Origin of the sequence: Enterobacter mori, assembly GCF_025244905.1 — a bacterium.
GTDB lineage: Bacteria > Pseudomonadota > Gammaproteobacteria > Enterobacterales > Enterobacteriaceae > Enterobacter > Enterobacter mori_A.
In genome coordinates this window covers 4,704,212-4,729,369 of sequence record NZ_CP104285.1, presented here as the reverse complement: position 1 = coordinate 4,729,369, position 25,158 = coordinate 4,704,212, and the positions used below count along the sequence as shown (strand labels likewise).

Below are 25,158 nucleotides of genomic sequence, written 5' to 3'. Positions count from 1 at the left end.
CGCTCTCAGACGGACACCCCAACCATGAAAACCGCAGGCAACCTTGTCGTCCTTGGCAGTATCAATGCCGATCACATTCTTAACCTTGAAACCTTCCCGACACCGGGTGAAACCGTCACGGGTAACCAGTACCAGGTGGCTTTCGGCGGTAAAGGCGCAAACCAGGCCGTCGCCGCCGGACGCAGTGGGGCGAACATTGCGTTTATCGCCTGTACTGGCGATGACGATACCGGTGAGCGCGTACGCAAACAGCTGGCGAGCGACAACATTGATGTTTCGCCAGTGAGCGTAGTCGAAGGGGAATCTACCGGCGTGGCGCTGATTTTCGTCAACGCGGAAGGTGAGAATGTCATCGGTATTCATGCTGGCGCTAACGCTGCGCTGACAACGGAGCGTGTAGAAGCGCAACGTGCAATCATTAGTGGAGCCGAAGCCCTGCTGATGCAGCTGGAATCACCGGTTGAAAGCGTGTTGGCTGCCGCCAAAATTGCGCATGAAAATCATACGACTGTCGTACTTAACCCGGCTCCAGCCCGTGTATTATCAGACGAGCTGCTGGCGCTGGTGGACATCATTACGCCGAACGAAACCGAAGCCGAAAAGCTGACGGGCATCCGCGTAGAAAGTGATGACGATGCCGCGCGAGCCGCGGGTGCACTGCATGATAAAGGCATCGGCACCGTGATTATCACCCTTGGTAGCCGCGGGGTGTGGGCAAGCGCCAATGGCGAAGGCCGCCGCGTGCCGGGCTTTAAGGTTAAAGCGATTGATACCATTGCGGCGGGCGATACCTTTAACGGTGCGCTGGTGACGGCGCTGCTGGAAGGAAGAGCAATGGATGAGGCCATCCGCTTCGCACATGCTGCTGCCGCAATTGCGGTGACGCGTAAGGGTGCCCAGCCTTCCGTACCGTGGCGTAAAGAGATCGATGAATTCTTAAGTCAGCAGGGGTAACGCTTGGCCACAATGAAAGATGTCGCCCGCATGGCGGGCGTTTCTACCTCGACGGTCTCTCACGTCATCAATAACGATCGCTTCGTCAGCGAGGGGATCCGGGAAAAAGTCGACGCGGCGATAAAAGAACTCAACTATGCACCGTCGGCGCTGGGGCGCAGCCTCAAACTTAACCAGACGCGCACCATCGGTATGCTGATCACCGCCAGTACCAACCCTTTTTATTCTGAACTTGTGCGCGGCGTGGAGCGCAGCTGCTTCGAGCGTGGCTACAGCCTGGTGCTGTGCAATACCGAAGGCGATGAGCAGCGCATGAACCGCAACCTGGAGACGCTGATGCAAAAACGCGTCGACGGGCTACTGCTGCTTTGCACCGAAACGCACCAGCCCTCGAAAGAGATCATCCAGCGTTATCCTTCTATCCCAACGGTGATGATGGACTGGGCGCCGTTCGACGGCACCAGCGATCTAATTCAGGATAACTCCCTGCTGGGCGGCGATATGGCGACTCAGCACCTGATTGATAAAGGCCACACTCGCATTGCCTGTATTACGGGGCCACTGGATAAAACGCCAGCGCGTTTGCGTCTTGAAGGATATCTCTCTGCCATGGAGCGGGCGGGGCTTGCCATTCCTGATGGCTATCGGATCACCGGTGATTTTGAGTTCAACGGCGGTTTCGAGGCGATGCAGAAACTGCTGGCGCAAAAGCCGCGCCCGCAGGCGGTGTTTATTGGTAATGACGCGATGGCGTTTGGTGCCTACCAGGCGTTGTATCAGGCGGGGCTACGCGTGCCGGATGATATGGCGGTGATTGGTTACGACGATATCGAACTGGCCAGCTACATGACGCCGCCGCTGACCACGATCCATCAGCCAAAAGATGAACTGGGCGAACTGGCCATCGATGTGTTGATCCACCGGATGGCGCAGCCCTCGCTGCAGCAGCAACGTTTGCAGCTTACTCCTGTTCTGATGGAACGCGGTTCGGTTTAGCTTTCTCTTTATGGCGCTCTTTAATCAGGTTTCGGCCGTCTTTCGGTTTTAACAGCATAAAGACCAGCGCCGACACCACGGTGAGTGCGCCCATGGTAATAAAGGTATAGTGGAACTGCTCAACGGTATTTGCACTGTCGAAGCCTTCATAAAACCGCAGCACCGCCGCACTCACGGCAACCCCCAGACTTATCGATAATTGCTGTGTGACGGCCAGCACGCTGTTGCCGCTGCTGGCGTTCTCGTCAGTCAGGTCGGCAAGGGTGATGGTGTTCATTGATGTGAACTGCGTCGACATCGCCATGCCCAGCACAAACAGCGGCAGGATCAGCATCCAGACCGGCAACGCGGCGGACTGTAACGAGAACTGCGCAATCATCAGCCCGATAAACACCGTCACCCCAACCAGCGTCTTACGATAGCCAAACCAGCGCAGCACCTGCGTGACGGTCGATTTTGCCAGGATCGAACCCATCGCCGTGGGGGCCATCATGCAACCAGCAATCAGGGCCGGGTAGCCGAAACCGACCTGCAGCATCAATGGCATCAGGAACGGTACACAACCCGTCCCCAATCGTGACGCAATGTTGCCCGCTATCCCTACGGAAAATGTTCGGGTGTTAAAGAGCCCCAGGGAGATTAACGGTGTCGGGTGACGGCGCGCGTGACGTATATAAAGAAGGAATAACAGAATACCGCCGAGGATAACGGAGAGCGCCATCCACGTCGCGACGATCTTCTCGCCAAACAGCTCCATCCCGCTGGAGAACAGCACCAGGCTCAGGCCAAACAGGAAAAAGCCGCCCATGTCGAAGCTGCGTCTTGGCGTAGTGAAGTCCGGCATATATTTGCGGGCATAAAACAGTCCCGCCACACCAATCGGAATATTAATCAGGAAGATCCAATGCCAGCTTGCCCAGGTGACAAACACCCCGCCGAGCACCGGTCCCAGTATCGGGCCGACAAGACCTGGCATGGTCACAAAGTTGAGCACCGGAAGCAGTTCGCTGCGCGGATAGGCGCGCAATAATGCCAGACGCGCGACGGGCATCATCATCGCGCCACCGATCCCCTGAAGCACGCGGAAGATAACCAGCTCCGTGAGGGAGGTTGAGAGCGCGCAGGCCAGAGAGCCGAGCGTGAAGAGCGTCACGGCCAGCATGAATATCTTACGGGTGCCGAAACGGTCAGCCAGCCACCCGCTCACGGGGATCAGCATCGCGACCGTCAGGGTGTAACTGATGATAGCGGACTGCATCGCCAGCGGAGAACGGTTAAGGCTCTGTGCTATCGCGGGAAGTGCGGTGTTAAGGATAGTGGCATCCAGTGCCTGCATAAAGAACGCCATGGCTGCAATCCACGGCAATCCGGCCATGCTGCGCGCTTTTTTCTCTGTCATTTATTTACCTGCTGGTGGGTTGGCGCGGCCAGCAATGCCTGGCATGCGTTCAGGGCCCGCTGCCCGTCGCTCTCCTGGATGGCATCCACAATCGCCTGGTGCAGATCCAGTTTCACCACTTCATCCTGCGTAATAGAAGTAAAGTAGGTGTGGTATACCGAATGGAATAAAGAAGCAAAGGAAGTCAGAAACGGATTCGCGCTCATGGCATAGATGTGTTCATGCCAGGCCATGTCGACTTCAATCCAGCGTTCACGGTTAAAATGCTTTTTCAGGTATACCATCTCTGCCATTAGGGTATTGAGCTGCGCTTTTTGTTCTGCCGTTCCGAGCTTGGCGGCCAGCAGGCACGCCTGGGGCTCGAGACTGCTGCGCATCACCAGAAAATGATCGACGACCTGATGGAAATTATCTTCGGTCATCCACCAGGAGAGTAACTCCTGATCGAGGAAGTTCCAGTTAGCCTGAGGCATCACGCGCGTGCCAATGCGCGGACGTGGGAGAACCATGCCTTTTGCCGTTAACGTTTTCACTGCTTCACGAACGGCAGTGCGGCTCACTCCAAACTGCTCTCCTAACTCCATTTCGCCCGGCAGGATGCAACCGGGGGCATATTTACCCGCTAAAATCAGCTGAGCCAGCTTTTCTGCCAGTACATATGACAGGTTTTTTTGGGCTGCCAGCTGTTGTGCGCTTAAGGGCATCGCTTTTCTTCCTTAATGATTCATGCTGATAAGTATGCCACCTTGGGTGTGATTGTGGTTGCAGATACATCAAATAGAACAATTTGTAGCTTGATTTCACCGATGTTGGTGAAAAAAAATACGGACAGAAACTTTTTTTAAATTTCCTCTTGTCACCTCAGAATAACTCCCTATAATGCGCCTCCACTGACACGGAACAACGGCACACACGCCGCCGGGTCAGCAGAGAAAAGCGAAAATAAACGCTTGACTCTGAAGCGGGAAAGCGTAATATGCACACCCCGCGCCGCTGCGAAAAGCGAAGCGGCACTGCTCTTTAACAATTTATCAGACAATCTGTGTGGGCACTCAAAGTGACATGGATTCTTAATGTCTTCGGACAATAAATGAATACCAAGTCTCTGAGTGAACATACGTAATTCATTACGAAGTTTAATTCACGAGCATCAAACTTAAATTGAAGAGTTTGATCATGGCTCAGATTGAACGCTGGCGGCAGGCCTAACACATGCAAGTCGAGCGGCAGCGGAAAGTAGCTTGCTACTTTGCCGGCGAGCGGCGGACGGGTGAGTAATGTCTGGGAAACTGCCTGATGGAGGGGGATAACTACTGGAAACGGTAGCTAATACCGCATAACGTCGCAAGACCAAAGAGGGGGACCTTCGGGCCTCTTGCCATCAGATGTGCCCAGATGGGATTAGCTAGTAGGTGGGGTAACGGCTCACCTAGGCGACGATCCCTAGCTGGTCTGAGAGGATGACCAGCCACACTGGAACTGAGACACGGTCCAGACTCCTACGGGAGGCAGCAGTGGGGAATATTGCACAATGGGCGCAAGCCTGATGCAGCCATGCCGCGTGTATGAAGAAGGCCTTCGGGTTGTAAAGTACTTTCAGCGGGGAGGAAGGTGTTGAGGTTAATAACCTCAGCAATTGACGTTACCCGCAGAAGAAGCACCGGCTAACTCCGTGCCAGCAGCCGCGGTAATACGGAGGGTGCAAGCGTTAATCGGAATTACTGGGCGTAAAGCGCACGCAGGCGGTCTGTCAAGTCGGATGTGAAATCCCCGGGCTCAACCTGGGAACTGCATTCGAAACTGGCAGGCTAGAGTCTTGTAGAGGGGGGTAGAATTCCAGGTGTAGCGGTGAAATGCGTAGAGATCTGGAGGAATACCGGTGGCGAAGGCGGCCCCCTGGACAAAGACTGACGCTCAGGTGCGAAAGCGTGGGGAGCAAACAGGATTAGATACCCTGGTAGTCCACGCCGTAAACGATGTCGACTTGGAGGTTGTGCCCTTGAGGCGTGGCTTCCGGAGCTAACGCGTTAAGTCGACCGCCTGGGGAGTACGGCCGCAAGGTTAAAACTCAAATGAATTGACGGGGGCCCGCACAAGCGGTGGAGCATGTGGTTTAATTCGATGCAACGCGAAGAACCTTACCTACTCTTGACATCCAGAGAACTTTCCAGAGATGGATTGGTGCCTTCGGGAACTCTGAGACAGGTGCTGCATGGCTGTCGTCAGCTCGTGTTGTGAAATGTTGGGTTAAGTCCCGCAACGAGCGCAACCCTTATCCTTTGTTGCCAGCGGTCCGGCCGGGAACTCAAAGGAGACTGCCAGTGATAAACTGGAGGAAGGTGGGGATGACGTCAAGTCATCATGGCCCTTACGAGTAGGGCTACACACGTGCTACAATGGCGCATACAAAGAGAAGCGACCTCGCGAGAGCAAGCGGACCTCATAAAGTGCGTCGTAGTCCGGATTGGAGTCTGCAACTCGACTCCATGAAGTCGGAATCGCTAGTAATCGTAGATCAGAATGCTACGGTGAATACGTTCCCGGGCCTTGTACACACCGCCCGTCACACCATGGGAGTGGGTTGCAAAAGAAGTAGGTAGCTTAACCTTCGGGAGGGCGCTTACCACTTTGTGATTCATGACTGGGGTGAAGTCGTAACAAGGTAACCGTAGGGGAACCTGCGGTTGGATCACCTCCTTACCTTAAAGAACCTGCCTTTGTAGTGCTCACACAGATTGTCTGATGAAAAGTAAATAGCAAGGCGTCTTGCGATTGAGACTTCAGTGTCCCCTTCGTCTAGAGGCCCAGGACACCGCCCTTTCACGGCGGTAACAGGGGTTCGAATCCCCTAGGGGACGCCACTTGCTGGTTCGTGAGTGAAAGTCACCTGCCGTCATATCTCAAAACTGACTTGCGAGTCATGTTTGAGATATTTGCTCTTTAAAAATCTGGATCAAGCTGAAAATTGAAACGACACACATGTTATGTGTGTTCGAGTCTCTCAAATTTTCGCAATCAGAAGTGAAACATCTTCGGGTTGTGAGGTTAAGCGACTAAGCGTACACGGTGGATGCCCTGGCAGTCAGAGGCGATGAAGGACGTGCTAATCTGCGAAAAGCGCCGGCGAGGTGATATGAACCTTTGACCCGGCGATGTCCGAATGGGGAAACCCAGTGTGTTCCGACACACTATCGTTAACTGAATACATAGGTTAACGAGGCGAACCGGGGGAACTGAAACATCTAAGTACCCCGAGGAAAAGAAATCAACCGAGATTCCCCCAGTAGCGGCGAGCGAACGGGGAGCAGCCCAGAGTCTGAATCAGCTTGTGTGTTAGTGGAACGGTCTGGAAAGTCCGACGGTACAGGGTGATAGTCCCGTACACGAAAGCACACTTGCTGTGAACTCGAAGAGTAGGGCGGGACACGTGGTATCCTGTCTGAATATGGGGGGACCATCCTCCAAGGCTAAATACTCCTGACTGACCGATAGTGAACCAGTACCGTGAGGGAAAGGCGAAAAGAACCCCGGCGAGGGGAGTGAAAAAGAACCTGAAACCGTGTACGTACAAGCAGTGGGAGCACCTTCGTGGTGTGACTGCGTACCTTTTGTATAATGGGTCAGCGACTTATATTCTGTAGCAAGGTTAACCGTATAGGGGAGCCGAAGGGAAACCGAGTCTTAACTGGGCGTTAAGTTGCAGGGTATAGACCCGAAACCCGGTGATCTAGCCATGGGCAGGTTGAAGGTTGGGTAACACTAACTGGAGGACCGAACCGACTAATGTTGAAAAATTAGCGGATGACTTGTGGCTGGGGGTGAAAGGCCAATCAAACCGGGAGATAGCTGGTTCTCCCCGAAAGCTATTTAGGTAGCGCCTCGTGAACTCATCTTCGGGGGTAGAGCACTGTTTCGGCTAGGGGGCCATCCCGGCTTACCAACCCGATGCAAACTACGAATACCGAAGAATGTTATCACGGGAGACACACGGCGGGTGCTAACGTCCGTCGTGAAGAGGGAAACAACCCAGACCGCCAGCTAAGGTCCCAAAGTCATGGTTAAGTGGGAAACGATGTGGGAAGGCACAGACAGCCAGGATGTTGGCTTAGAAGCAGCCATCATTTAAAGAAAGCGTAATAGCTCACTGGTCGAGTCGGCCTGCGCGGAAGATGTAACGGGGCTAAACCATGCACCGAAGCTGCGGCAGCGACGCTTATGCGTTGTTGGGTAGGGGAGCGTTCTGTAAGCCGTTGAAGGTGGCCTGTGAGGGTTGCTGGAGGTATCAGAAGTGCGAATGCTGACATAAGTAACGATAATGCGGGTGAAAAGCCCGCACGCCGGAAGACCAAGGGTTCCTGTCCAACGTTAATCGGGGCAGGGTGAGTCGACCCCTAAGGCGAGGCCGAAAGGCGTAGTCGATGGGAAACAGGTTAATATTCCTGTACTTGGTGTTACTGCGAAGGGGGGACGGAGAAGGCTATGTTAGCCGGGCGACGGTTGTCCCGGTTTAAGCATGTAGGCGGAGGTTCCAGGTAAATCCGGTACCTTATTAACGCTGAGGTGTGATGACGAGGCACTACGGTGCTGAAGTAACAAATGCCCTGCTTCCAGGAAAAGCCTCTAAGCATCAGGTAACATCAAATCGTACCCCAAACCGACACAGGTGGTCAGGTAGAGAATACCAAGGCGCTTGAGAGAACTCGGGTGAAGGAACTAGGCAAAATGGTGCCGTAACTTCGGGAGAAGGCACGCTGATATGTAGGTGAAGCCCCTGCGGGTGGAGCTGAAATCAGTCGAAGATACCAGCTGGCTGCAACTGTTTATTAAAAACACAGCACTGTGCAAACACGAAAGTGGACGTATACGGTGTGACGCCTGCCCGGTGCCGGAAGGTTAATTGATGGGGTTAGCGGCAACGCGAAGCTCTTGATCGAAGCCCCGGTAAACGGCGGCCGTAACTATAACGGTCCTAAGGTAGCGAAATTCCTTGTCGGGTAAGTTCCGACCTGCACGAATGGCGTAATGATGGCCAGGCTGTCTCCACCCGAGACTCAGTGAAATTGAACTCGCTGTGAAGATGCAGTGTACCCGCGGCAAGACGGAAAGACCCCGTGAACCTTTACTATAGCTTGACACTGAACACTGGTCCTTGATGTGTAGGATAGGTGGGAGGCTTTGAAGCGTGGACGCCAGTCTGCGTGGAGCCATCCTTGAAATACCACCCTTTAATGGCTGGTGTTCTAACGTAGACCCGTGATCCGGGTTGCGGACAGTGTCTGGTGGGTAGTTTGACTGGGGCGGTCTCCTCCCAAAGAGTAACGGAGGAGCACGAAGGTTAGCTAATCCTGGTCGGACATCAGGAGGTTAGTGCAATGGCATAAGCTAGCTTGACTGCGAGAGTGACGGCTCGAGCAGGTGCGAAAGCAGGTCATAGTGATCCGGTGGTTCTGAATGGAAGGGCCATCGCTCAACGGATAAAAGGTACTCCGGGGATAACAGGCTGATACCGCCCAAGAGTTCATATCGACGGCGGTGTTTGGCACCTCGATGTCGGCTCATCACATCCTGGGGCTGAAGTAGGTCCCAAGGGTATGGCTGTTCGCCATTTAAAGTGGTACGCGAGCTGGGTTTAGAACGTCGTGAGACAGTTCGGTCCCTATCTGCCGTGGGCGCTGGAGAATTGAGGGGGGCTGCTCCTAGTACGAGAGGACCGGAGTGGACGCATCACTGGTGTTCGGGTTGTCATGCCAATGGCATTGCCCGGTAGCTAAATGCGGAAAAGATAAGTGCTGAAAGCATCTAAGCACGAAACTTGCCCCGAGATGAGTTCTCCCTGAGACTTTAAGTCTCCTGAAGGAACGTTGAAGACGACGACGTTGATAGGTCGGGTGTGTAAGCGCAGCGATGCGTTGAGCTAACCGATACTAATGAACCGTGAGGCTTAACCTTACAACGCCAAAGATGTTTTGGCGAAGAGACAGACACGATTTTCAGCCTGATACAGATTAACAGAATTTGCCTGGCGGCTTTAGCGCGGTGGTCCCACCTGACCCCATGCCGAACTCAGAAGTGAAACGCCGTAGCGCCGATGGTAGTGTGGGGTCTCCCCATGTGAGAGTAGGGAACTGCCAGGCATCAAACAAGTGAAGAGGCCATCCGTAAGGATGGCCTTTTTGCGTTTCTGAACCGCCGAATTTTGTAGGCCGGGTAAGGCAACGCCGCCACCCGGCAAGTCAGACTGCACTCCACCTCACAATAAACTCCGCAATCCCATCAACCTCATTCAAATCCAGCACCGGTACCTCGAGCGATAGCGCAACATCACTGGCCACCGCAATCACATGCTCATCCAGCGTTAACTCGCTGAAATCATGCCCGGCATCGCTTCTGAACAGCAGGATCTTAGGCACGGCCTCATGCTTAAACCCCTCAACCAGCACCAGATCCAGCGTGGAGTGATCCATCCGGCTGACCAGATACGCGAGATCCAACGGCGCCTCATCCGGGGTTTCTGTCATCAATGCCCAGCGCTGCGTGCTTGCCACCATCGTTTGTGCCGCACCCGCTTTACGCAGCTCAAAGCTGTCTTTACCAGGCTTATCGACATCCATATTATGATGCGTGTGCTTAATCAAACCTGGACGAATACCTCTGGCGCACAGTGCAGGTATCAGCTTTTTGAGTAACGTGGTTTTTCCGGTACCACTCCAGGCGGAAATTGCTAAAACAGGTGTCATTTCTTCTCCTGCAGCGCCTGCAAATCTTCTGTCGTATTCACGTTCACAAATGCTGGCTTCAAATCGCGAAAATCAACCGGATGCCCGCCTGCCTGCCGCATAAACATCATTACCCTTCTTTCTCCAGCAGCCAGATAAGCCTGCAGCTCAGAAACTAACGATATATGAATCAGTGTGATAGTCGGGTGGTCACGCTCACCGTCATGTGCCCAAACCACGGGCGAGTCACCGCGCTGTTGTACCATGCGTTCTACCAGGCAAGCCGGAATAAAGGGTGTATCGCAGGAGCAAAAGAGAAACCACTCTCCCTTAGCCTGCTGCATGACCGAGAGCATCCCTGCCAGGGGCCCTGGATAATCTGCCAGGTTATCCTGATAAACGGGGTACCCACTGCGCTGGTAAATATCGATATGGCGGTTGGCGCTGAGCACCAATGCCGATACCTGTGCTGCCAGGGTATCAGCGACATGCTGCCATAAGGGCTTGCCATTCAGCAGCTGTAACCCCTTATCTTCTCCGCCCATTCGGGTCGCTCTGCCACCGGCCAGAACGACACCGATGATTTTCTGGCACTCATTCACTAATATCGCCTCTTTTATTGTGGGATTGACCCTGCTAACGTGTCTCTCTAAATGAAAGGAGCACCACCATGAAATGTAAACGTCTGAATGAAGTTATTGAACTCCTCCAGCCGGCCTGGCAAAAAGAGCCAGAGCTGAATCTGATGCAATTCTTACAGAAACTGGCAAAAGAGTCAGGTTTTGACGGCGAGCTGACAGACCTTTCTGACGACATCCTGATCTACCACCTCAAAATGCGTGATTCCGCCAAAGATGCTGTTATTCCTGGTATTCAGAAAGATTATGAGGAAGATTTTAAGACCGCATTGCTGCGCGCGCGTGGGGTAATTAAAGAGTAAAAGCTTGTAAGCGGAGCCACCGAAATCGCCACAAGATGATATCCTGAATCATTCGTATAATTTCCGGATGATCGGATGAACGACCAGGCTTTTACTTTCCAGACATTACACCCGGATACCATTATGGACGCCCTGTTCGACCAGGGGATCCGGGTGGATTCTGGGTTAACCCCGTTAAATAGCTACGAAAATCGCGTCTATCAGTTTCAGGATGAGGAGCGCCAGCGCTTCGTTGTAAAGTTCTATCGTCCTAAGCGTTGGTCTGCAGAACAAATTCAGGAAGAGCATCAGTTTGCCCACGATCTGCTGGATGACGATGTTCCCGTTGTTGCACCGTTGAAATTTAACAATCAAACGCTGCTTACCCACGAAGCTTTTTATTACGCTGTATTCCCAAGTCTGGGGGGGCGTCAGTTTGAAGCTGATAATATCGACCAGATGGAATGGGTTGCCCGCTACCTGGGGCGCATTCACCAGACGGGACGCAAAAAGCCGTTTATTGCCCGCCCGACGATAGGTATTCAGGAATATCTTATCGAGCCACGGCAGGTATTCGAAACCTCGACACTTATTCCTGGTGGATTAAAGGATAAATTCCTTAGCGCGACCGACAAACTTATTGAGGCGGTTAAAGCCTGTTGGCGTGAAGACATCCCCACACTGCGTCTGCATGGAGACTGCCATGCTGGCAATATTCTCTGGCGCGATGGCCCACTGTTTGTCGATCTCGATGATGCTCGCATGGGGCCAGCGGTTCAGGATCTGTGGATGCTGCTCAATGGTGATAAAGCCGAGCAGAGAATGCAGCTTGAAACCATTATTGAAGCGTATGAAGAATTTAGCCCCTTTAATTCAGACGAAATTGCCTTAATAGAGCCTTTACGTGCGATGCGTTTTGTTTATTATCTCGCATGGTTAATCAGGCGTTGGGATGATCCCGCATTTCCCCGAAATTTCCCGTGGCTTACCGGAGAGGATTACTGGCGCAGCCAGATATCCACATTTACTGAGCAGGTTAAGGTTCTGCAAGAACCCCCTCTGCAATTAACGCCGATGTATTAATTGGACACACCCAGGAGAGAGTTGATCATGAAAAAAATTTGGCTGGCGCTGGCAGGTATGATTCTGGCATTTAGCGCTTCTGCTGCACAGTTTACCGATGGTAAGCAGTACATCACACTGGACAAGCCAGTGGCAGGAGAGCCACAGGTTCTGGAGTTCTTCTCGTTCTATTGCCCACACTGCTACGAGTTTGAGCAGGTGCTGCATGTTTCTGACAACGTGAAGAAAAAGCTGCCAGAAGGCACCAAAATGACGAAATACCACGTTGAGTTCCTGGGCCCGCTGGGCAAAGACCTGACCCAGGCGTGGGCGGTAGCTATCGCACTGGGCGTGGAAGATAAGATCACCGCCCCAATGTTTGAAGCCGTACAGAAAACCCAGACCGTTCAGACCACAGCGGATATCCGCAAAGTATTCGTGGATGCCGGTGTGAAAGGTGAAGAGTACGATGCGGCCTGGAACAGCTTTGTGGTGAAATCTCTCGTGGCTCAGCAGGAAAAAGCAGCCGCTGACCTGCAGTTGCAGGGTGTGCCAGCGATGTACGTTAACGGAAAATACCAGGTTAATACGCGTGGTATGGACACCAGCAGCATGGATATCTTCGTACAACAGTATGCTGATACCGTGAAATATCTGGTTGAGAAGAAGTAAGATTGTTGACGTAAAAACGCCGGTCAATGACCGGCGTTTTTGTAAGAAGCTTTAATGTTGTTTATCTGCTCGTCTTTCTCTTTCCAGAGCGTATTGAGCCAAAGCTGGAAACGACGTTTAAAATTCTTATCGTTTACGTAATCACCGTGCAGTTCCGTCTCAACAGGAACCAGATCAACGTGAACCACAATACGCGTCAGTTTGCCGCTGAGCATGTCATAAAATGGCGTCTTATCGTTCTCCGGGTAGCAAAGCGTAACGTTTAATAATTTATCGAACTGCTCGCCCAACACGTTCAATGCCATCGCAATGCCCGCAGCTTTGGGCGGCAGTAAGTTCTGATAAGGGGAACGAGTCTGACTACGCTTCTCTTCGGTAAAACGAGAGCCTTCTACAAAGTTAACAATCGTCGTTGGATGCGCACGAAATTTTTCGCAGGAGCGGCGTGTGGTTTCCACATCTTTGCCGCGGCGTTCTGGGTGACGAAGTAAATAGCTGCGTGAATAGCGTTTCATAAACGGCATATCCAGCGCCCAGCAGGCCAGGCCAATGAAAGGCACCCAGGCAAGTTGCTGTTTCAGGAAATATTTATTCATCGGGATATGTTTGCGAAACAATACACATAACACCACGATGTCAGCCCAGCTGTGATGATTGCAGATCAGCAGATACCAGTTCTTTTTGTTGAGTCTTTCCAGGCCCTGAACATCCCACTTCAGGTGCGGGTTAAGGCGCAGCAGAAACGCCAGCCCTTCGCACCAGCAATACATCATAAAATTACAAAACGCAGAAACGGCTCGCCACACCGAGTGCACAGGCAGCAGCAGCTTAATCATTCCGGCAATAATGATCGGCACTGAACAGGCGATAGTCACCAAAATGGTTAAAATGATGCTTAACAGTAGTGTTAATGCAGCGAGCAATCTCGACATAATCAGTATTTTCAGGTAGTTAGCTTAAAATAAGCCGCCGCATATGCGACGCAGGGCGCTGAGTTTATCAGAAAACAGACTAAAAAATGGTGCTTTCACACGGCGGGGGAGCGGCTTTTACCTGCTACAGCAGATATGTCTACGATGATGGAATAAACGAGGCTTATATCCACATAGACTAAATTGTCATCAATTCGCATTAGGGATAATGATTACTAACTTAATGTGATGATAAAAAACAAGAAATTATATAATGAGATAGGTTTTTTTCGGCTGTTATTCATATGTAGTGAAAGTATGCACAAACTTATCCACAGATTCGTTTTTGCGAGCGATCCTCTCGATCGCAAAATCTTTTCCTGTATCAGGCGCTAATAACTGATGTTTTCATCCTTCTGTGGCATCCTTTACCCATAAATTGATTAAAGGCACGGACATTATGGTTCAGATCCCAGAAAACCCTCTTATTCTCGTCGACGGCTCTTCTTACCTGTATCGGGCATACCATGCGTTTCCTCCTCTGACCAACAGCGCAGGGGAACCCACCGGCGCAATGTACGGTGTGCTGAACATGCTGCGTAGCCTGATTCTTCAATATCAGCCAACTCATGCGGCAGTGGTCTTTGATGCAAAAGGTAAAACCTTTCGCGACGAATTGTTTGAGCATTACAAATCCCATCGTCCGCCGATGCCTGACGATCTGCGAGCACAGATCGAGCCGCTGCATACTATGGTGAAAGAGATGGGTCTGCCGCTGCTGGCCGTTTCTGGCGTTGAGGCCGACGACGTCATCGGCACGCTGGCGCGTGAAGCAGAAAAAATGGGCCGTCCGGTGCTGATCAGTACTGGTGATAAAGATATGGCGCAGCTTGTGACGCCAGGTATCACCCTGATTAACACCATGACCAATACCATTCTGGGGCCTGAAGAAGTCGTCGCAAAATATGGCGTGCCGCCTGAGTTGATTATTGATTTCCTCGCGTTGATGGGTGACTCCTCGGATAACATCCCTGGTGTCCCTGGCGTCGGTGAAAAAACCGCGCAGGCGCTGCTTCAGGGGCTGGGCGGGCTGGATACGCTCTACGCGGAATTGGATAAAATCGCCGGGCTCACCTTCCGTGGTGCGAAAACCATGGCTGCGAAGCTTGTCGATAACAAAGAGGTGGCTTATCTCTCTTATAAGCTGGCCACAATCAAAACCGATGTCGAGCTGGAACTGGGCTGTGAGCAGCTGGAAGTGCAACAGCCTTCCGCTGACGATCTGCTGAGCCTGTTTAAGAAATACGAATTTAAGCGCTGGACCACTGACGTGGAAGCCGGTAAATGGCTGCAGGCAAAAGGCGCAAAACCTGCCGCGAAGCCGAAAGAGACGATTGTTGTGGATGCAGAAGAGCAGGCAGACGAAGAGGTCGTCGCGCTCTCCTTCGACAACTACGAAACCCTTCTGGAAGAGTCACAGCTGATTGGCTGGATCGAGAAGCTGAAAAAAGCGCCAGTCTTTGCCTTTGACACCGAAACTGACAGCCTCGATAACATCTCGGCCAACATGGTGGGCCTGTCGTTTGCCACAGAGCCGGGCGTTGCGGCCTATGTCCCTGTTGCACATGACTACCTGGATGCGCCGGATCAGATCTCCCGCGACCGCGTCCTTGAGTTGCTGAAGCCGATTCTCGAAGATGATAAGGCGCTCAAAGTTGGGCAGAACCTAAAATATGACCGCGGTATTCTGCAAAACTACGGGATTGAACTGCGCGGTATCGCTTTCGACACTATGCTGGAATCCTACATTCTGGACAGCGTGGCAGGCCGCCATGATATGGATTCCTTATCTGACCGCTGGCTCAAGCATAAAACCATCACGTTTGAAGAGATTGCCGGAAAAGGTAAAAATCAGCTCACCTTTAACCAGATTGCCCTGGAAGAGGCGGGTCGTTACGCGGCGGAAGACGCCGATGTGACGCTGCAGCTGCATCTGAAGATGTGGCCAAAACTGCAAAAGCATGAAGGCCCACTGAACGTGTTCCAGCATATCGAAATGCCACTGGTGCCGGTGCTGTCCCGCATCGAACGCAACGGCGTAAAAATCGATCCAACGGTGCTGCATAACCACTCGGGTGAACTGGCGCAGCGTCTGACCGAGCTTGAGCAAAAAGCACATGAGCTTGCTGGAGAGCCGTTTAACCTGTCGTCGCCTAAACAGCTGCAGACTATTCTGTTTGAAAAGCAGGGCATCAAGCCGCTGAAGAAAACCCCTGGCGGCGCGCCATCAACCTCTGAAGAGGTGCTGGAAGAGCTGGCGCTGGATTATCCACTGCCAAAAGTTATCCTTGAGTATCGTGGTCTGGCGAAGCTTAAATCGACTTACACCGATAAGCTGCCGTTGATGATTAACCCGAAAACGGGGCGTGTGCATACCTCTTATCATCAGGCGGTTGCGGCAACCGGGCGTCTCTCGTCGACCGATCCAAACCTGCAGAACATTCCTGTGCGCAATGAAGAAGGTCGTCGTATTCGTCAGGCCTTTATTGCGCCAGAAGATTACCTGATTGTCTCTGCGGACTACTCACAAATTGAGCTGCGCATTATGGCGCACCTGTCGCGTGATAAGGGTTTGCTGACCGCTTTTGCCGAAGGGAAGGATATTCACCGGGCAACGGCCGCTGAAGTCTTTGGCCTGCCGCTGGATAGCGTGACAAACGAACAGCGCCGCAGCGCGAAAGCGATTAACTTCGGTCTGATTTACGGGATGAGCGCCTTTGGCCTGTCACGCCAGCTCAACATTCCGCGTAAAGAGTCGCAGAAGTATATGGATCTCTACTTTGAGCGCTACCCGGGCGTGCTGGAGTATATGGAACGCACCCGTGCGCAGGCGAAAGAGAAAGGCTACGTTGAAACGCTGGATGGTCGTCGTCTTTATCTGCCGGACATCAAATCCAGCAACGCGGCGCGTCGTGCAGGCGCGGAGCGCGCGGCTATCAACGCCCCGATGCAAGGAACCGCTGCTGACATCATCAAGCGTGCGATGATCGCCGTGGATGCCTGGCTGGAAAAAGAGAAACCGCGCGTGAAAATGATCATGCAGGTACACGATGAACTGGTGTTCGAAGTGCACAAAGACGATCTTGAAAAAGTGTCTCAGAAGATCCACGAACTGATGGAAAGCAGCATGAAACTGGACGTTCCGTTGCTGGTGGAAGTGGGGAGTGGCGAAAACTGGGATCAGGCTCACTAACAGTTCATGGAATAACGCGCGTTTTATGTAAGTTAGCAACATAACGACGTGCGTTTTGTGACAATCATTAGAATTCCCTATGTAAAGAATGAAAAAAAACTACAAAAAGTGCTTTTTCTGCAGATAAAAAAGGGGTAGAGTTAACGACGTAGGGTACAGAGGTAAGATGTTCTATCTTTCAGACCTTTTACTTCACGTAATCGGATTTGGCTGAATATTTTAGCCGCCCCAGTCAGTAATGACTGGGGCGTTTTTTATTGCGGCAAAGAAAATGCCAGGCAAAAAAAAGCGCGGACATTGCCGCGCTCATATTTACTCTTCTTCCGCTTCTGTCGCGGGTTCCAGCTCGTTAAACCAGCTGTCGAGCTTCTGACGCAGCTTGTCCACGCCCTGTTTTTTCAGCGAGGAGAACGGCTCAACCTGCACATCACCGTTAAAAGCCAGCACGGCTTCGCGAACCATATTCACCTGCGCTTTTCGCGCACCGCTAGCCAGCTTATCGGCTTTGGTCAGCAGAACCAGCACGGCGATATCGCTCTCTACAGCCCAGTCGATCATCTGCTGATCGAGATCTTTCAGCGGATGGCGGATATCCATTAGCACCACCAGACCTTTCAGGCACTGGCGTTTTTCCAGGTACTCACCCAGCGCACGCTGCCATTTGATCTTCATCTCTTCAGGGACTTGCGCATAGCCGTAGCCCGGTAAGTCGACCAGGCGTTTGCCTTCTGCAACTTCAAACAGGTTGATCAGCTGAGTTCGGCCAGGTGTTTTTGAGGTGCGCGCCAGACTCTTCTGATTGGTCAGCGTATTCAGGGCGCTGGATTTTCCCGCATTGGAGCGGCCAGCGAATGCCACTTCAATACCCGTATCAGAAGGCAGGTGGCGAATATCAGGCGCACTGGTGACAAAATGCGTCTGTTGGTAGTTCCAGGTAGTCACGTGGTCGTCTCCAAAAAATCGTAATCTGCGTAGGATTATACCTGAATGCGGGCAAAAGGCTTTCCCCATCCTACCAGGCCTGTAAGCGAAAACTCTCTAATGTGTAAGAGATTGGCTACAAACCCTATGGGACATTTAAGAGAAATCGCAGGTGTTTAAAAATGCAAACTATTAAATATCATAGACTTGATAGTGAGTAATAATCCGAAAATCCGTTTTTGTACCCTTTCGTTGCTTGTTAGTTTAAGGGAAAAAGGTAAAGTGTGCGTCAAGGCGAGGATGCCAACAGGATTACGACTTAAGGATAAGGGTCAGGAGCGCCAGGAGGCGAAGACTCAGGATTGTCAGGATGATGGGCGCCTGGAGGCGTTATTACAGGAAACGGAACCGTATCACGGACGGTATTAGCCAAGGGATAAACAGGGTTTGTTGTTGGCAAACATGGAATGTCTGGCCCGTTAAGGGTTATGAGTCAGGAAAAAAGGCGACAGATTGCTCTGTCGCCTTTTTTCTTTGCTTGCTTTCTGCTAGATTTCGCCGCAATTCTATACTGAAGAAAACGACTTAAAGATAAAACATCATGAAAAAACCGACCTCCGCAGCGGGCGCGAAACGCCCAGCAAAAGCACGCCGCAAAACGCGCGAAGAACTGAACCAGGAAGCGCGCGATCGCAAACGCGATAAAAAGCATCGTGGCCATGCTGCGGGTAGCCGTGCAAGCGGTAGCGGTGCAACGGGCGCTTCTGCAAAAGGTAAGGCGCAGAAAGATCCCCGTATCGGCAGTAAAACCCCCATTCCACTGGGCGTGACAGACACCCCGGTCACTAAGCAGCACAAACCAAAGAGCGAGAAACCTATGCTTTCACCGCAGGCTGAGCTGGATTTGCTGGAGAACGATGAGCGCCTGGATGCGCTGCTGGAACGTCTTGAAGAGGGTGAAACCCTGACCGCTGAAGAACAGTCATGGGTGGATGCCAAACTGGACCGCATTGATGAGCTGATGCAGAAGCTGGGCCTGTCATACGACGATGACGAAGATGAAGAAGAAGACGAAAAGCAGGAAGATATGATGCGTCTTCTGAAGGGTGGAAACTAACATTTGCACCCGGCAGGCTCAATAGTCCTGCTTATAACCCTTCCGGTTATATGTTATCTGGTGTGGTTATTCGTTAAACTACGGCGGTTGTCGCGGCGACATCAGTGGCTGCGCACCCGAATGATGGCTCGCAATGGGGCCAGACCGGGCCGCCGTAAACGAACGCGACACCAACGGAAGGAGTGAGCATGTCAGCACCAACTATTGACTGGGATTTGGCCCTAATCCAGAAATATAACTATTCCGGGCCGCGTTATACTTCATACCCCACCGCGCTGGAGTTCTCCGGTGCTTTCGGCGAGGGTGATTTTCAGCAGGCTGTCGCGCGCTATCCCGAGCGTCCGCTGTCGCTCTATGTCCATATTCCGTTTTGCCACAAGCTCTGCTACTTCTGCGGCTGCAATAAAATCGTTACCCGCCAGCAGCACAAAGCCGATCAATATCTTGATGCGCTTGAACAGGAAATCCTGCACCGCGCACCGCTGTTTGCCGGTCGTCACGTCAGCCAGCTTCATTGGGGCGGCGGGACGCCAACGTACCTGAATAAAGCGCAGATCAGCCGTTTGATGGCGCTGCTGCGCGGCAACTTCAATTTTAACGATGACGCTGAAATCTCGATCGAGGTCGATCCGCGTGAAATCGAGCTGGATGTACTGGATCACTTACGCGCCGAAGGCTTCAACCGCCTGAGCATGGGCGTGCAGGACTTCAACAAAGAGGTGCAGCGTCTGGTCAACCGCGAGCAGGACGAAGAATTTATCTTTGCCTTACTCAACCACGCGCGTGATATCGGCTTTACGTCGACCAATATCGACCTGATTTACGGCCTGCCAAAGCAAACGCCGGAGAGCTTCGCCTTCACGCTGAAGCGCGTGGCTGAACTCAACCCGGACCGTCTGAGCGTCTTTAACTATGCGCACCTGCCGACGCTCTTTGCCGCTCAGCGCAAAATAAAAGATGCCGATCTCCCTTCCGCTCAGCAGAAGTTGGATATCCTGCAGGAAACCATCACCTCGCTGACCGAAACCGGCTATCAGTTTATCGGCATGGATCACTTTGCCCGCCCGGATGACGAACTGGCGATTGCCCAGCGAGAAGGCGTTCTGCACCGCAACTTCCAGGGCTACACGACCCAGGGTGATACCGATTTGCTGGGGATGGGCGTCTCTGCCATCAGCATGATTGGCGACTGCTACGCGCAGAACCAGAAAGAGTTAAAACAGTATTATCAGCAGGTTGATGAGACGGGCAACGCGCTGTGGCGCGGTATCGCATTAACGCGCGACGACTGTATCCGTCGCGATGTGATTAAGGCGCTTATCTGCAATTTCCGTCTCGATTTCAGCGACGTAGAAACACAGTGGGATCTCAAATTCAGCGATTATTTTGCGGAAGACCTGAAGCTGATTGCACCGCTGGCCAAAGATGGGCTGGTGGATGTTACAGAGGGTGCGATTGAGGTCACGCCGAAAGGGCGTCTGTTGATCCGTAATATCTGCATGTGCTTTGACGCCTATTTGCGCCAGAAAGCGCGCCTGCAGCAGTTCTCGCGGGTGATTTGAGCTGTAATGCCGGGTGGCGCTTCGCTTACCCGGCCTACATTTCGCACTTTTGTAGGCCGGGTAAGGCGAAGCCGCCACCCGGCTTTTACGTTTCAACCCCGCTAGCTAAACAGCCCAACCAGCGCCGCACACAGCACCGCCGCAACGGCGGTTTGTGGCGTGTGGCTTTCCGCTGCTCCGCTAGAGAGCATATTCACGAATGTTTCCAGCATGATGTTCACCCCCAATTTCCGGGCACGATCATACAAAACTCATCGGAACAGTAAAGCGCAAAATAACGGCACTTTGCGCTCAATTAATAACCTTTACACAGCGGAGTAAGATCACTCCATTCCCAGCTCTTTCAGCTTGCGCGTCAGTGTATTACGTCCCCATCCAAGCAGACGAGCGGCCTCCTGTTTATGACCCTGCGTATGACGAAGCGCGGTAGTTAACAACGTACGCTCCATCTCAGGCTGAGCTTCAGATAGCAGGTTTTGATGACCGGAACGCAGTGCGCGGTCGGCCCACTGCGCCAGCAGCGTCGCCCAGCTGTCTGGCAGCGCGTGCCCTGTGATGCTTTCTGGGACGGTCGCCTCAAAGAGTTCTGCTGGGAGATCCTGAATCAACACTTCCTGCCCGGCGGCCATCACGGTTAACCAGCGACAGGTGTTTTCCAGCTGGCGCACGTTGCCCGGCCACGCAAGTCGGGTGAGGGCGGCATCGGTTTCCGGATGGAGCTGCTTGGCTTCCACGCCCAGTTCACGAGCGGCTACCTGCAGGAAGTGACGCGCCAGACGCGGGATATCTTCACGACGCTCACGCAGCGGCGGCAGGTGAACACGGATAACGTTCAGACGGTGGAATAAATCCTCACGGAATTTACCCTCCTGCACGCGCAGTTCCAGGTTCTGGTGCGTCGCAGCGATAATACGCACGTCCACCTTCACCGGCGCATAGCCACCCACGCGGTAAAACTGTCCGTCGGCCAGCACGCGCAGCAGGCGAGTCTGAACGTCCAACGGCATATCACCGATTTCATCCAGGAAAAGCGTCCCGCCGTCAGCCTGCTCAAAGCGACCCTGACGAATGGTATTCGCCCCGGTAAACGCCCCTTTTTCGTGGCCGAAAAGCTCGGACTCAATCAAGTCCTTCGGAATGGCCGCCATATTCAGGGCGATGAAGGGCGCTTTAGCCCGCGGGCTATGGCGATGCAGTGCATGGGCAACCAGCTCTTTACCGGTTCCCGATTCGCCGTTAATCAATACGCTGATGGACGAACGCGACAGACGGCCGATGATGCGAAACACATCCTGCATCGCAGGCGCTTCACCGATGATGTCCGTGGTGGGGCCAAAATCGGGCGCATTACGAGGCTGCTGTTGTTCCTGGTAGTGGCTGATGGCGCGTTCAACCAAAGCCACCGCCTCGTCGATATCAAACGGCTTTGGCAGGTAATCAAACGCCCCTTGCTGGTAGGCGCTCACTGCGGCATCCAGGTCGGAGTGCGCCGTCATTATGATGACCGGAAGCATTGGGTGGCGTTGTTTAATTTGCTTTAAAAGCGCCAGACCGTCCATTCCCGGCATGCGAATATCCGAAAGCAGAACATCTGGCGTTTTGGTGGTGAGCGCGTCGAGCACCTCGCTGCCGCTCTCAAACGTCGTGCAGCTTAACCCCGCCCCAGTGAGCGCGCGTTCCAGCACCCAACGGATGGAGCTATCGTCATCGACTACCCAGACTATCCCTCGTTGCATAAACGTCACCTTTATTTTTTAATCGGCAGGAAAACCGAAAACTCGGTATGTCCCGGCCAACTGGTAAATTCAATTTTGCCAGAGTGTTGGTCGATCAAACTGCGGGCAATGGATAACCCCAGCCCAGTGCCGCCTTCGCGGCCGCTGACCATCGGGTAAAACAGCGTGTCCTGCAGATGCGGCGGGATACCCGGACCGTTATCCTCAACGTCGATGCGTGCCGCCAGCCGATAGCGCACGCCGTGCAGCGTGAGCTGGAAGGCGGTGCGGGTACGTAAAATAATCTCGCCCCCTTCCGGTCCCAGCGCCTGTAGCGCATTACGTACAATGTTCAGCAGAACCTGTTCAATCTGGTCCGGGTCATGCGCCAGTTCCGGCAGGCTTGGGTCGTAATCGCGCACCAGCGTGACGTTCTCTGGCAGTTCCATTGAGACGAGTTTCACCACCCGTTCCGCCACTTTATGAATGCTTTCAGAGACGTGCATGCCCGGCTGCTGCGGCCCAAGAAGACGGTCAACCAGATTACGCAGGCGGTCGGCCTGCTCAATAATAACGTTGGTGTACTCTGCCAGCGCGGGGTCGGGCAACGCCTTGGTCAGCAGCTGTGCCGCGCCGCGTAACCCACCCAGCGGGTTTTTTATCTCATGCGCCAGGCCACGCACCAGGTCGCGAGCGGCAATTTGCTGCGCATGCTGAAGCTGCTCCTGGCTGAGCCGACGCTGATTATCCATTGGCGCCATTTCCAGCAGGATCAGTCCTTCGGGAAGACGTTGCGCGGTAAGAGAGAGAATATGTGAACGCCCGTCGATCACCAGCGTCACTTCGTTATCGGTGAACCCCTGTCCGGCCTGCAAACTCTCCTGCATCAGGCCAATATTCAGCGAAAAATAGCTCAGCAGTTCAGGAAGCGGGGTGCCAAACAGCTTGCGTGAGCTCTGGGCGAGCAACTGCTGCGCCGCCGGGTTGGCGTAATGCACCGCCAGCTCGTCATCGACCAGCAAGATACTATTAATTAAGGAATTGAGGATCTGCCCAGCATCGGGCAGCGTGCCAGTTGCCATTCAGCAGTCTCCTGGAGTTGGTTGCACTAATTTAGTGCAGTATAGCTTTTTCGGCGTAAAAAGCGCGTCAGATCAGGTTGTTGGTGGAGAAAAAAGCCCATCCGGAGATGGGCTAAAAGTTTCCACGGCAACTACCCCCGACGTTTATCACGTCGGGTAAAACAACTCGATTAAACGCTGTAGTACAGTTCGAACTCAACCGGATGCGGAGTCATACGCACGCGGTCATTCTCTTCAGTACGCAGCGCGATGTAAGCGTCGATAGCTTCATCAGTGAATACGCCACCCGCGGTCAGGAACTCACGGTCTGCATCCAGCGCCTGCAGGGCTTCTTCCAGAGAACCTGCAACCTGTGGGATCTCTTTCGCTTCTTCTGGCGGCAGGTCGTACAGGTTTTTGTCCATCGCTTCGCCCGGGTGGATCTTGTTCTTAATACCGTCCAGACCGGCCATCAGCAGTGCTGCGAAGCACAGGTATGGGTTAGCCGCCGGGTCCGGGAAGCGCACTTCGATACGACGCGCTTTCGGAGATGCAACAACCGGGATACGGATAGAAGCAGAACGGTTACGGGCAGAGTACGCCAGCATGACTGGTGCTTCGTAGCCTGGGACCAAACGCTTGTAGGAGTTGGTGGTTGGGTTCGCCAGGGCGTTGATCGCTTTAGCGTGTTTGATAACACCACCGATGTAGTGCAGCGCCTGCTCGGACAGACCCGCGTATTTGTCGCCAGAGAACAGGTTGGTGCCGTTCTTGGACAGGGACATGTGGCAGTGCATACCGGAACCGTTGTCGCCGAACATGGGTTTTGGCATGAAGGTCGCGGTTTTACCGAAACGGTGCGCAACGTTGTGCACAACGTATTTGTAGATCTGAATCTCATCCGCTTTTTTGGTCATGGTGTTGAAGCGGGTAGCGATTTCGTTCTGGCCAGCCGTTGCCACTTCGTGGTGGTGCGCTTCAACAACCAGGCCCATCTCTTCCATGATCAGACACATGGTAGAACGGATGTCCTGTGAAGAATCGACCGGAGGAACCGGGAAATAACCGCCTTTCACGCCCGGACGGTGACCTTTGTTACCACCTTCGTATTTGGTGGAAGAGTTCCATGCGCCTTCGATGTCATCGATAGCCACGTGGGAACCTGAAATTGACGCGCCGAAACGGATGTCGTCAAACAGGAAGAACTCTGGTTCTGGCCCGAACAGAACGGTGTCCGCGATGCCGGTAGAACGCAGGTACTCTTCAGCGCGTTTCGCGATGGAGCGTGGGTCACGATCGTAGCCCTGCAGCGTGCCTGGCTCAAGGATATCGCAACGGATGATAAGGGTTGGCTCTTCGAAGAACGGGTCAATGAGCGCAGTGGTCGCGTCCGGCATCAGAACCATGTCGGATTCGTTAATGCCTTTCCAGCCACCAATGGAGGAGCCGTCAAACATTTTGCCTTCTTCAAAGAATTCGGCGTTCACCTGATGAGCAGGGATTGTGACGTGCTGTTCTTTACCTTTGGTATCGGTGAAGCGCAGATCAACAAACTTCACTTCATGTTCGTTCAGCATCGTCAAAACGTGTTCAGCGGACATACTTAACTCTCCAGATTGGTCATTGTCGTCGTGGTAACGAGGTCTTCAACTTCTATCAAGGTGGCTGTGATGCCATCTTTTTGCCGTATTTTTATAAAGCGAAATCTGTGCCAACTTTTAAAACACCCCAAAAAGGCGTTATCATGCGCACCATAGTGCAAAAGGGCTGCACCACAATGGATTTGTTGCACCAGTATAGTGCTTCAATGTGAACATTGAGCACCATATTGGTGCAATTTACGTTAAAGTGCCCTTTTACCGCTCCGTGAAAGCGATCACAAAGCATCTCTGCAATACTT

General features: G+C 53.0%; 19 protein-coding genes, 1 tRNA gene and 3 rRNA genes. 13 read left to right on the top strand and 10 right to left on the bottom strand.

The window, feature by feature from the left end; translation table 11 throughout:
• The first annotated feature begins 24 nt into the window (after positions 1–24).
• Positions 25–954, top strand: coding sequence for a ribokinase (rbsK, locus tag N2K86_RS22345; RefSeq protein WP_260660006.1), 930 nt, complete (start codon positions 25–27; stop codon positions 952–954).
• A 3-nt stretch (positions 955–957) separates the two neighbouring features.
• A complete protein-coding gene (gene rbsR / locus N2K86_RS22340; protein ID WP_260660005.1) occupies positions 958–1,950 on the top strand; it encodes a ribose operon transcriptional repressor RbsR in 993 nt (330 codons plus the stop codon).
• Here the strand turns inward: rbsR and mdtD are convergent.
• Positions 1,916–3,349, bottom strand: a complete 1,434-nt coding sequence (gene mdtD / locus N2K86_RS22335) for a multidrug transporter subunit MdtD (protein ID WP_260660004.1) — start codon at positions 3,347–3,349, stop codon at positions 1,916–1,918. The genes rbsR and mdtD overlap by 35 nt on opposite strands.
• Complete coding sequence (locus N2K86_RS22330) at positions 3,346–4,053, bottom strand: FadR/GntR family transcriptional regulator (protein WP_260660003.1); 708 nt, start codon at positions 4,051–4,053, stop codon at positions 3,346–3,348. The genes mdtD and N2K86_RS22330 overlap by 4 nt, the downstream gene beginning before the upstream one ends.
• A gap of 454 nt (positions 4,054–4,507) precedes the next feature.
• Between N2K86_RS22330 and N2K86_RS22325 the strand changes: the two genes are divergently transcribed.
• From N2K86_RS22325 to rrf, 4 genes are all read left to right on the top strand, one after another.
• A 16S ribosomal RNA gene (locus N2K86_RS22325) occupies positions 4,508–6,049 on the top strand.
• A gap of 85 nt (positions 6,050–6,134) precedes the next feature.
• A tRNA-Glu gene (locus N2K86_RS22320) sits at positions 6,135–6,210 on the top strand.
• Between the two features lie 182 nt (positions 6,211–6,392).
• A 23S ribosomal RNA gene (locus N2K86_RS22315) occupies positions 6,393–9,298 on the top strand.
• Positions 9,299–9,367: 69 nt separating this feature from the next.
• Positions 9,368–9,483 (top strand): 5S ribosomal RNA (gene rrf, locus N2K86_RS22310).
• Together the 16S, 23S and 5S rRNA genes with 1 tRNA gene alongside form the textbook arrangement of a ribosomal RNA operon.
• 99 nt (positions 9,484–9,582) lie before the next feature.
• Here rrf and mobB read toward each other — a convergent pair.
• Both mobB and mobA read right to left on the bottom strand, forming a co-directional pair.
• A complete protein-coding gene (mobB, locus tag N2K86_RS22305) occupies positions 9,583–10,086 on the bottom strand; it encodes a molybdopterin-guanine dinucleotide biosynthesis protein MobB (RefSeq protein WP_260660002.1) in 504 nt (167 codons plus the stop codon).
• Complete coding sequence (mobA, locus tag N2K86_RS22300) at positions 10,083–10,667, bottom strand: molybdenum cofactor guanylyltransferase MobA (RefSeq protein ID WP_260660001.1); 585 nt, start codon at positions 10,665–10,667, stop codon at positions 10,083–10,085. Before mobA ends, mobB begins: the two co-directional genes overlap by 4 nt.
• Positions 10,668–10,735: 68 nt before the next feature.
• Here mobA and N2K86_RS22295 point away from each other — a divergent pair, with 68 nt between their 5' ends.
• From N2K86_RS22295 to dsbA, 3 genes are all read left to right on the top strand, one after another.
• Positions 10,736–11,005 carry a YihD family protein gene (locus N2K86_RS22295; RefSeq protein ID WP_010436801.1) on the top strand — a complete coding sequence of 90 codons (270 nt, stop codon included), beginning with the start codon at positions 10,736–10,738 and terminating at the stop codon, positions 11,003–11,005.
• A 75-nt stretch (positions 11,006–11,080) separates the two neighbouring features.
• A complete protein-coding gene (locus tag N2K86_RS22290; protein WP_260660000.1) occupies positions 11,081–12,067 on the top strand; it encodes a serine/threonine protein kinase in 987 nt (328 codons plus the stop codon).
• 27 nt (positions 12,068–12,094) lie between these two features.
• Positions 12,095–12,718 (top strand): thiol:disulfide interchange protein DsbA, encoded by a 624-nt coding sequence (dsbA, locus tag N2K86_RS22285; protein ID WP_211450047.1) that lies wholly within the window; start codon positions 12,095–12,097, stop codon positions 12,716–12,718.
• Between the two features lie 23 nt (positions 12,719–12,741).
• Here dsbA and N2K86_RS22280 read toward each other — a convergent pair whose 3' ends face one another.
• Positions 12,742–13,650: an acyltransferase gene (locus N2K86_RS22280; protein WP_260659999.1), complete on the bottom strand. Its 909-nt coding sequence runs from the start codon at positions 13,648–13,650 to the stop codon at positions 12,742–12,744.
• A gap of 439 nt (positions 13,651–14,089) precedes the next feature.
• Here N2K86_RS22280 and polA point away from each other — a divergent pair, with 439 nt between their 5' ends.
• Together polA and N2K86_RS22715 are read left to right on the top strand one after the other, a co-directional pair.
• On the top strand, positions 14,090–16,882 hold the full coding sequence (gene polA / locus N2K86_RS22275) for a DNA polymerase I (protein ID WP_260659998.1): 2,793 nt from the start codon (positions 14,090–14,092) through the stop codon (positions 16,880–16,882).
• Between the two features lie 166 nt (positions 16,883–17,048).
• A complete protein-coding gene (locus N2K86_RS22715) occupies positions 17,049–17,096 on the top strand; it encodes a spot 42 RNA, inhibition of DNA synthesis (RefSeq protein ID WP_071892919.1) in 48 nt (15 codons plus the stop codon).
• A 98-nt stretch (positions 17,097–17,194) separates the two neighbouring features.
• On the opposite strand, the gene yihA is transcribed toward N2K86_RS22715, so the two are convergent.
• Positions 17,195–17,824, bottom strand: coding sequence for a ribosome biogenesis GTP-binding protein YihA/YsxC (gene yihA, locus N2K86_RS22270; protein ID WP_010436812.1), 630 nt, complete (start codon positions 17,822–17,824; stop codon positions 17,195–17,197).
• Between the two features lie 580 nt (positions 17,825–18,404).
• On the opposite strand from yihA, the gene yihI reads away from it, so the two are divergent.
• Both yihI and hemN read left to right on the top strand, forming a co-directional pair.
• A complete protein-coding gene (gene yihI / locus N2K86_RS22265; RefSeq protein WP_042716378.1) occupies positions 18,405–18,920 on the top strand; it encodes a Der GTPase-activating protein YihI in 516 nt (171 codons plus the stop codon).
• A gap of 188 nt (positions 18,921–19,108) precedes the next feature.
• A complete protein-coding gene (gene hemN / locus N2K86_RS22260; RefSeq protein WP_260659997.1) occupies positions 19,109–20,482 on the top strand; it encodes an oxygen-independent coproporphyrinogen III oxidase in 1,374 nt (457 codons plus the stop codon).
• A gap of 101 nt (positions 20,483–20,583) precedes the next feature.
• Here hemN and N2K86_RS22255 read toward each other — a convergent pair whose 3' ends face one another.
• The 4 genes from N2K86_RS22255 to glnA form a co-directional block, all read right to left on the bottom strand.
• Positions 20,584–20,694, bottom strand: coding sequence for a YshB family small membrane protein (locus N2K86_RS22255; RefSeq protein WP_032622955.1), 111 nt, complete (start codon positions 20,692–20,694; stop codon positions 20,584–20,586).
• A gap of 111 nt (positions 20,695–20,805) precedes the next feature.
• Positions 20,806–22,218 (bottom strand): nitrogen regulation protein NR(I), encoded by a 1,413-nt coding sequence (glnG, locus tag N2K86_RS22250; RefSeq protein ID WP_260659996.1) that lies wholly within the window; start codon positions 22,216–22,218, stop codon positions 20,806–20,808.
• An 11-nt stretch (positions 22,219–22,229) separates the two neighbouring features.
• Positions 22,230–23,279, bottom strand: coding sequence for a nitrogen regulation protein NR(II) (gene glnL, locus N2K86_RS22245; protein WP_010436825.1), 1,050 nt, complete (start codon positions 23,277–23,279; stop codon positions 22,230–22,232).
• 170 nt (positions 23,280–23,449) lie between these two features.
• Positions 23,450–24,859, bottom strand: coding sequence for a glutamate--ammonia ligase (gene glnA / locus N2K86_RS22240; protein ID WP_023333896.1), 1,410 nt, complete (start codon positions 24,857–24,859; stop codon positions 23,450–23,452).
• Positions 24,860–25,158: the final 299 nt, after the last annotated feature.

What these genes read in the sequence shown, in the direction of transcription:
- hemN (WP_260659997.1), top strand. Translation starts at nt 19,109, where the DNA reads ATGTCAGCACCAACTATTGACTGGGATTTGGCCCTAATCCAGAAATAT.
- polA (WP_260659998.1), top strand. Translation starts at nt 14,090, where the DNA reads ATGGTTCAGATCCCAGAAAACCCTCTTATTCTCGTCGACGGCTCTTCT.
- yihI (WP_042716378.1), top strand. Translation starts at nt 18,405, where the DNA reads ATGAAAAAACCGACCTCCGCAGCGGGCGCGAAACGCCCAGCAAAAGCA.
- glnL (WP_010436825.1), bottom strand. Translation starts at nt 23,279, where the DNA reads ATGGCAACTGGCACGCTGCCCGATGCTGGGCAGATCCTCAATTCCTTA.
- dsbA (WP_211450047.1), top strand. Translation starts at nt 12,095, where the DNA reads ATGAAAAAAATTTGGCTGGCGCTGGCAGGTATGATTCTGGCATTTAGC.
- mobB (WP_260660002.1), bottom strand. Translation starts at nt 10,086, where the DNA reads ATGACACCTGTTTTAGCAATTTCCGCCTGGAGTGGTACCGGAAAAACC.
- glnA (WP_023333896.1), bottom strand. Translation starts at nt 24,859, where the DNA reads ATGTCCGCTGAACACGTTTTGACGATGCTGAACGAACATGAAGTGAAG.
- N2K86_RS22255 (WP_032622955.1), bottom strand. Translation starts at nt 20,694, where the DNA reads ATGCTGGAAACATTCGTGAATATGCTCTCTAGCGGAGCAGCGGAAAGC.
- N2K86_RS22280 (WP_260659999.1), bottom strand. Translation starts at nt 13,650, where the DNA reads ATGTCGAGATTGCTCGCTGCATTAACACTACTGTTAAGCATCATTTTA.
- rbsK (WP_260660006.1), top strand. Translation starts at nt 25, where the DNA reads ATGAAAACCGCAGGCAACCTTGTCGTCCTTGGCAGTATCAATGCCGAT.
- glnG (WP_260659996.1), bottom strand. Translation starts at nt 22,218, where the DNA reads ATGCAACGAGGGATAGTCTGGGTAGTCGATGACGATAGCTCCATCCGT.
- N2K86_RS22295 (WP_010436801.1), top strand. Translation starts at nt 10,736, where the DNA reads ATGAAATGTAAACGTCTGAATGAAGTTATTGAACTCCTCCAGCCGGCC.
- mdtD (WP_260660004.1), bottom strand. Translation starts at nt 3,349, where the DNA reads ATGACAGAGAAAAAAGCGCGCAGCATGGCCGGATTGCCGTGGATTGCA.
- N2K86_RS22290 (WP_260660000.1), top strand. Translation starts at nt 11,081, where the DNA reads ATGAACGACCAGGCTTTTACTTTCCAGACATTACACCCGGATACCATT.
- N2K86_RS22330 (WP_260660003.1), bottom strand. Translation starts at nt 4,053, where the DNA reads ATGCCCTTAAGCGCACAACAGCTGGCAGCCCAAAAAAACCTGTCATAT.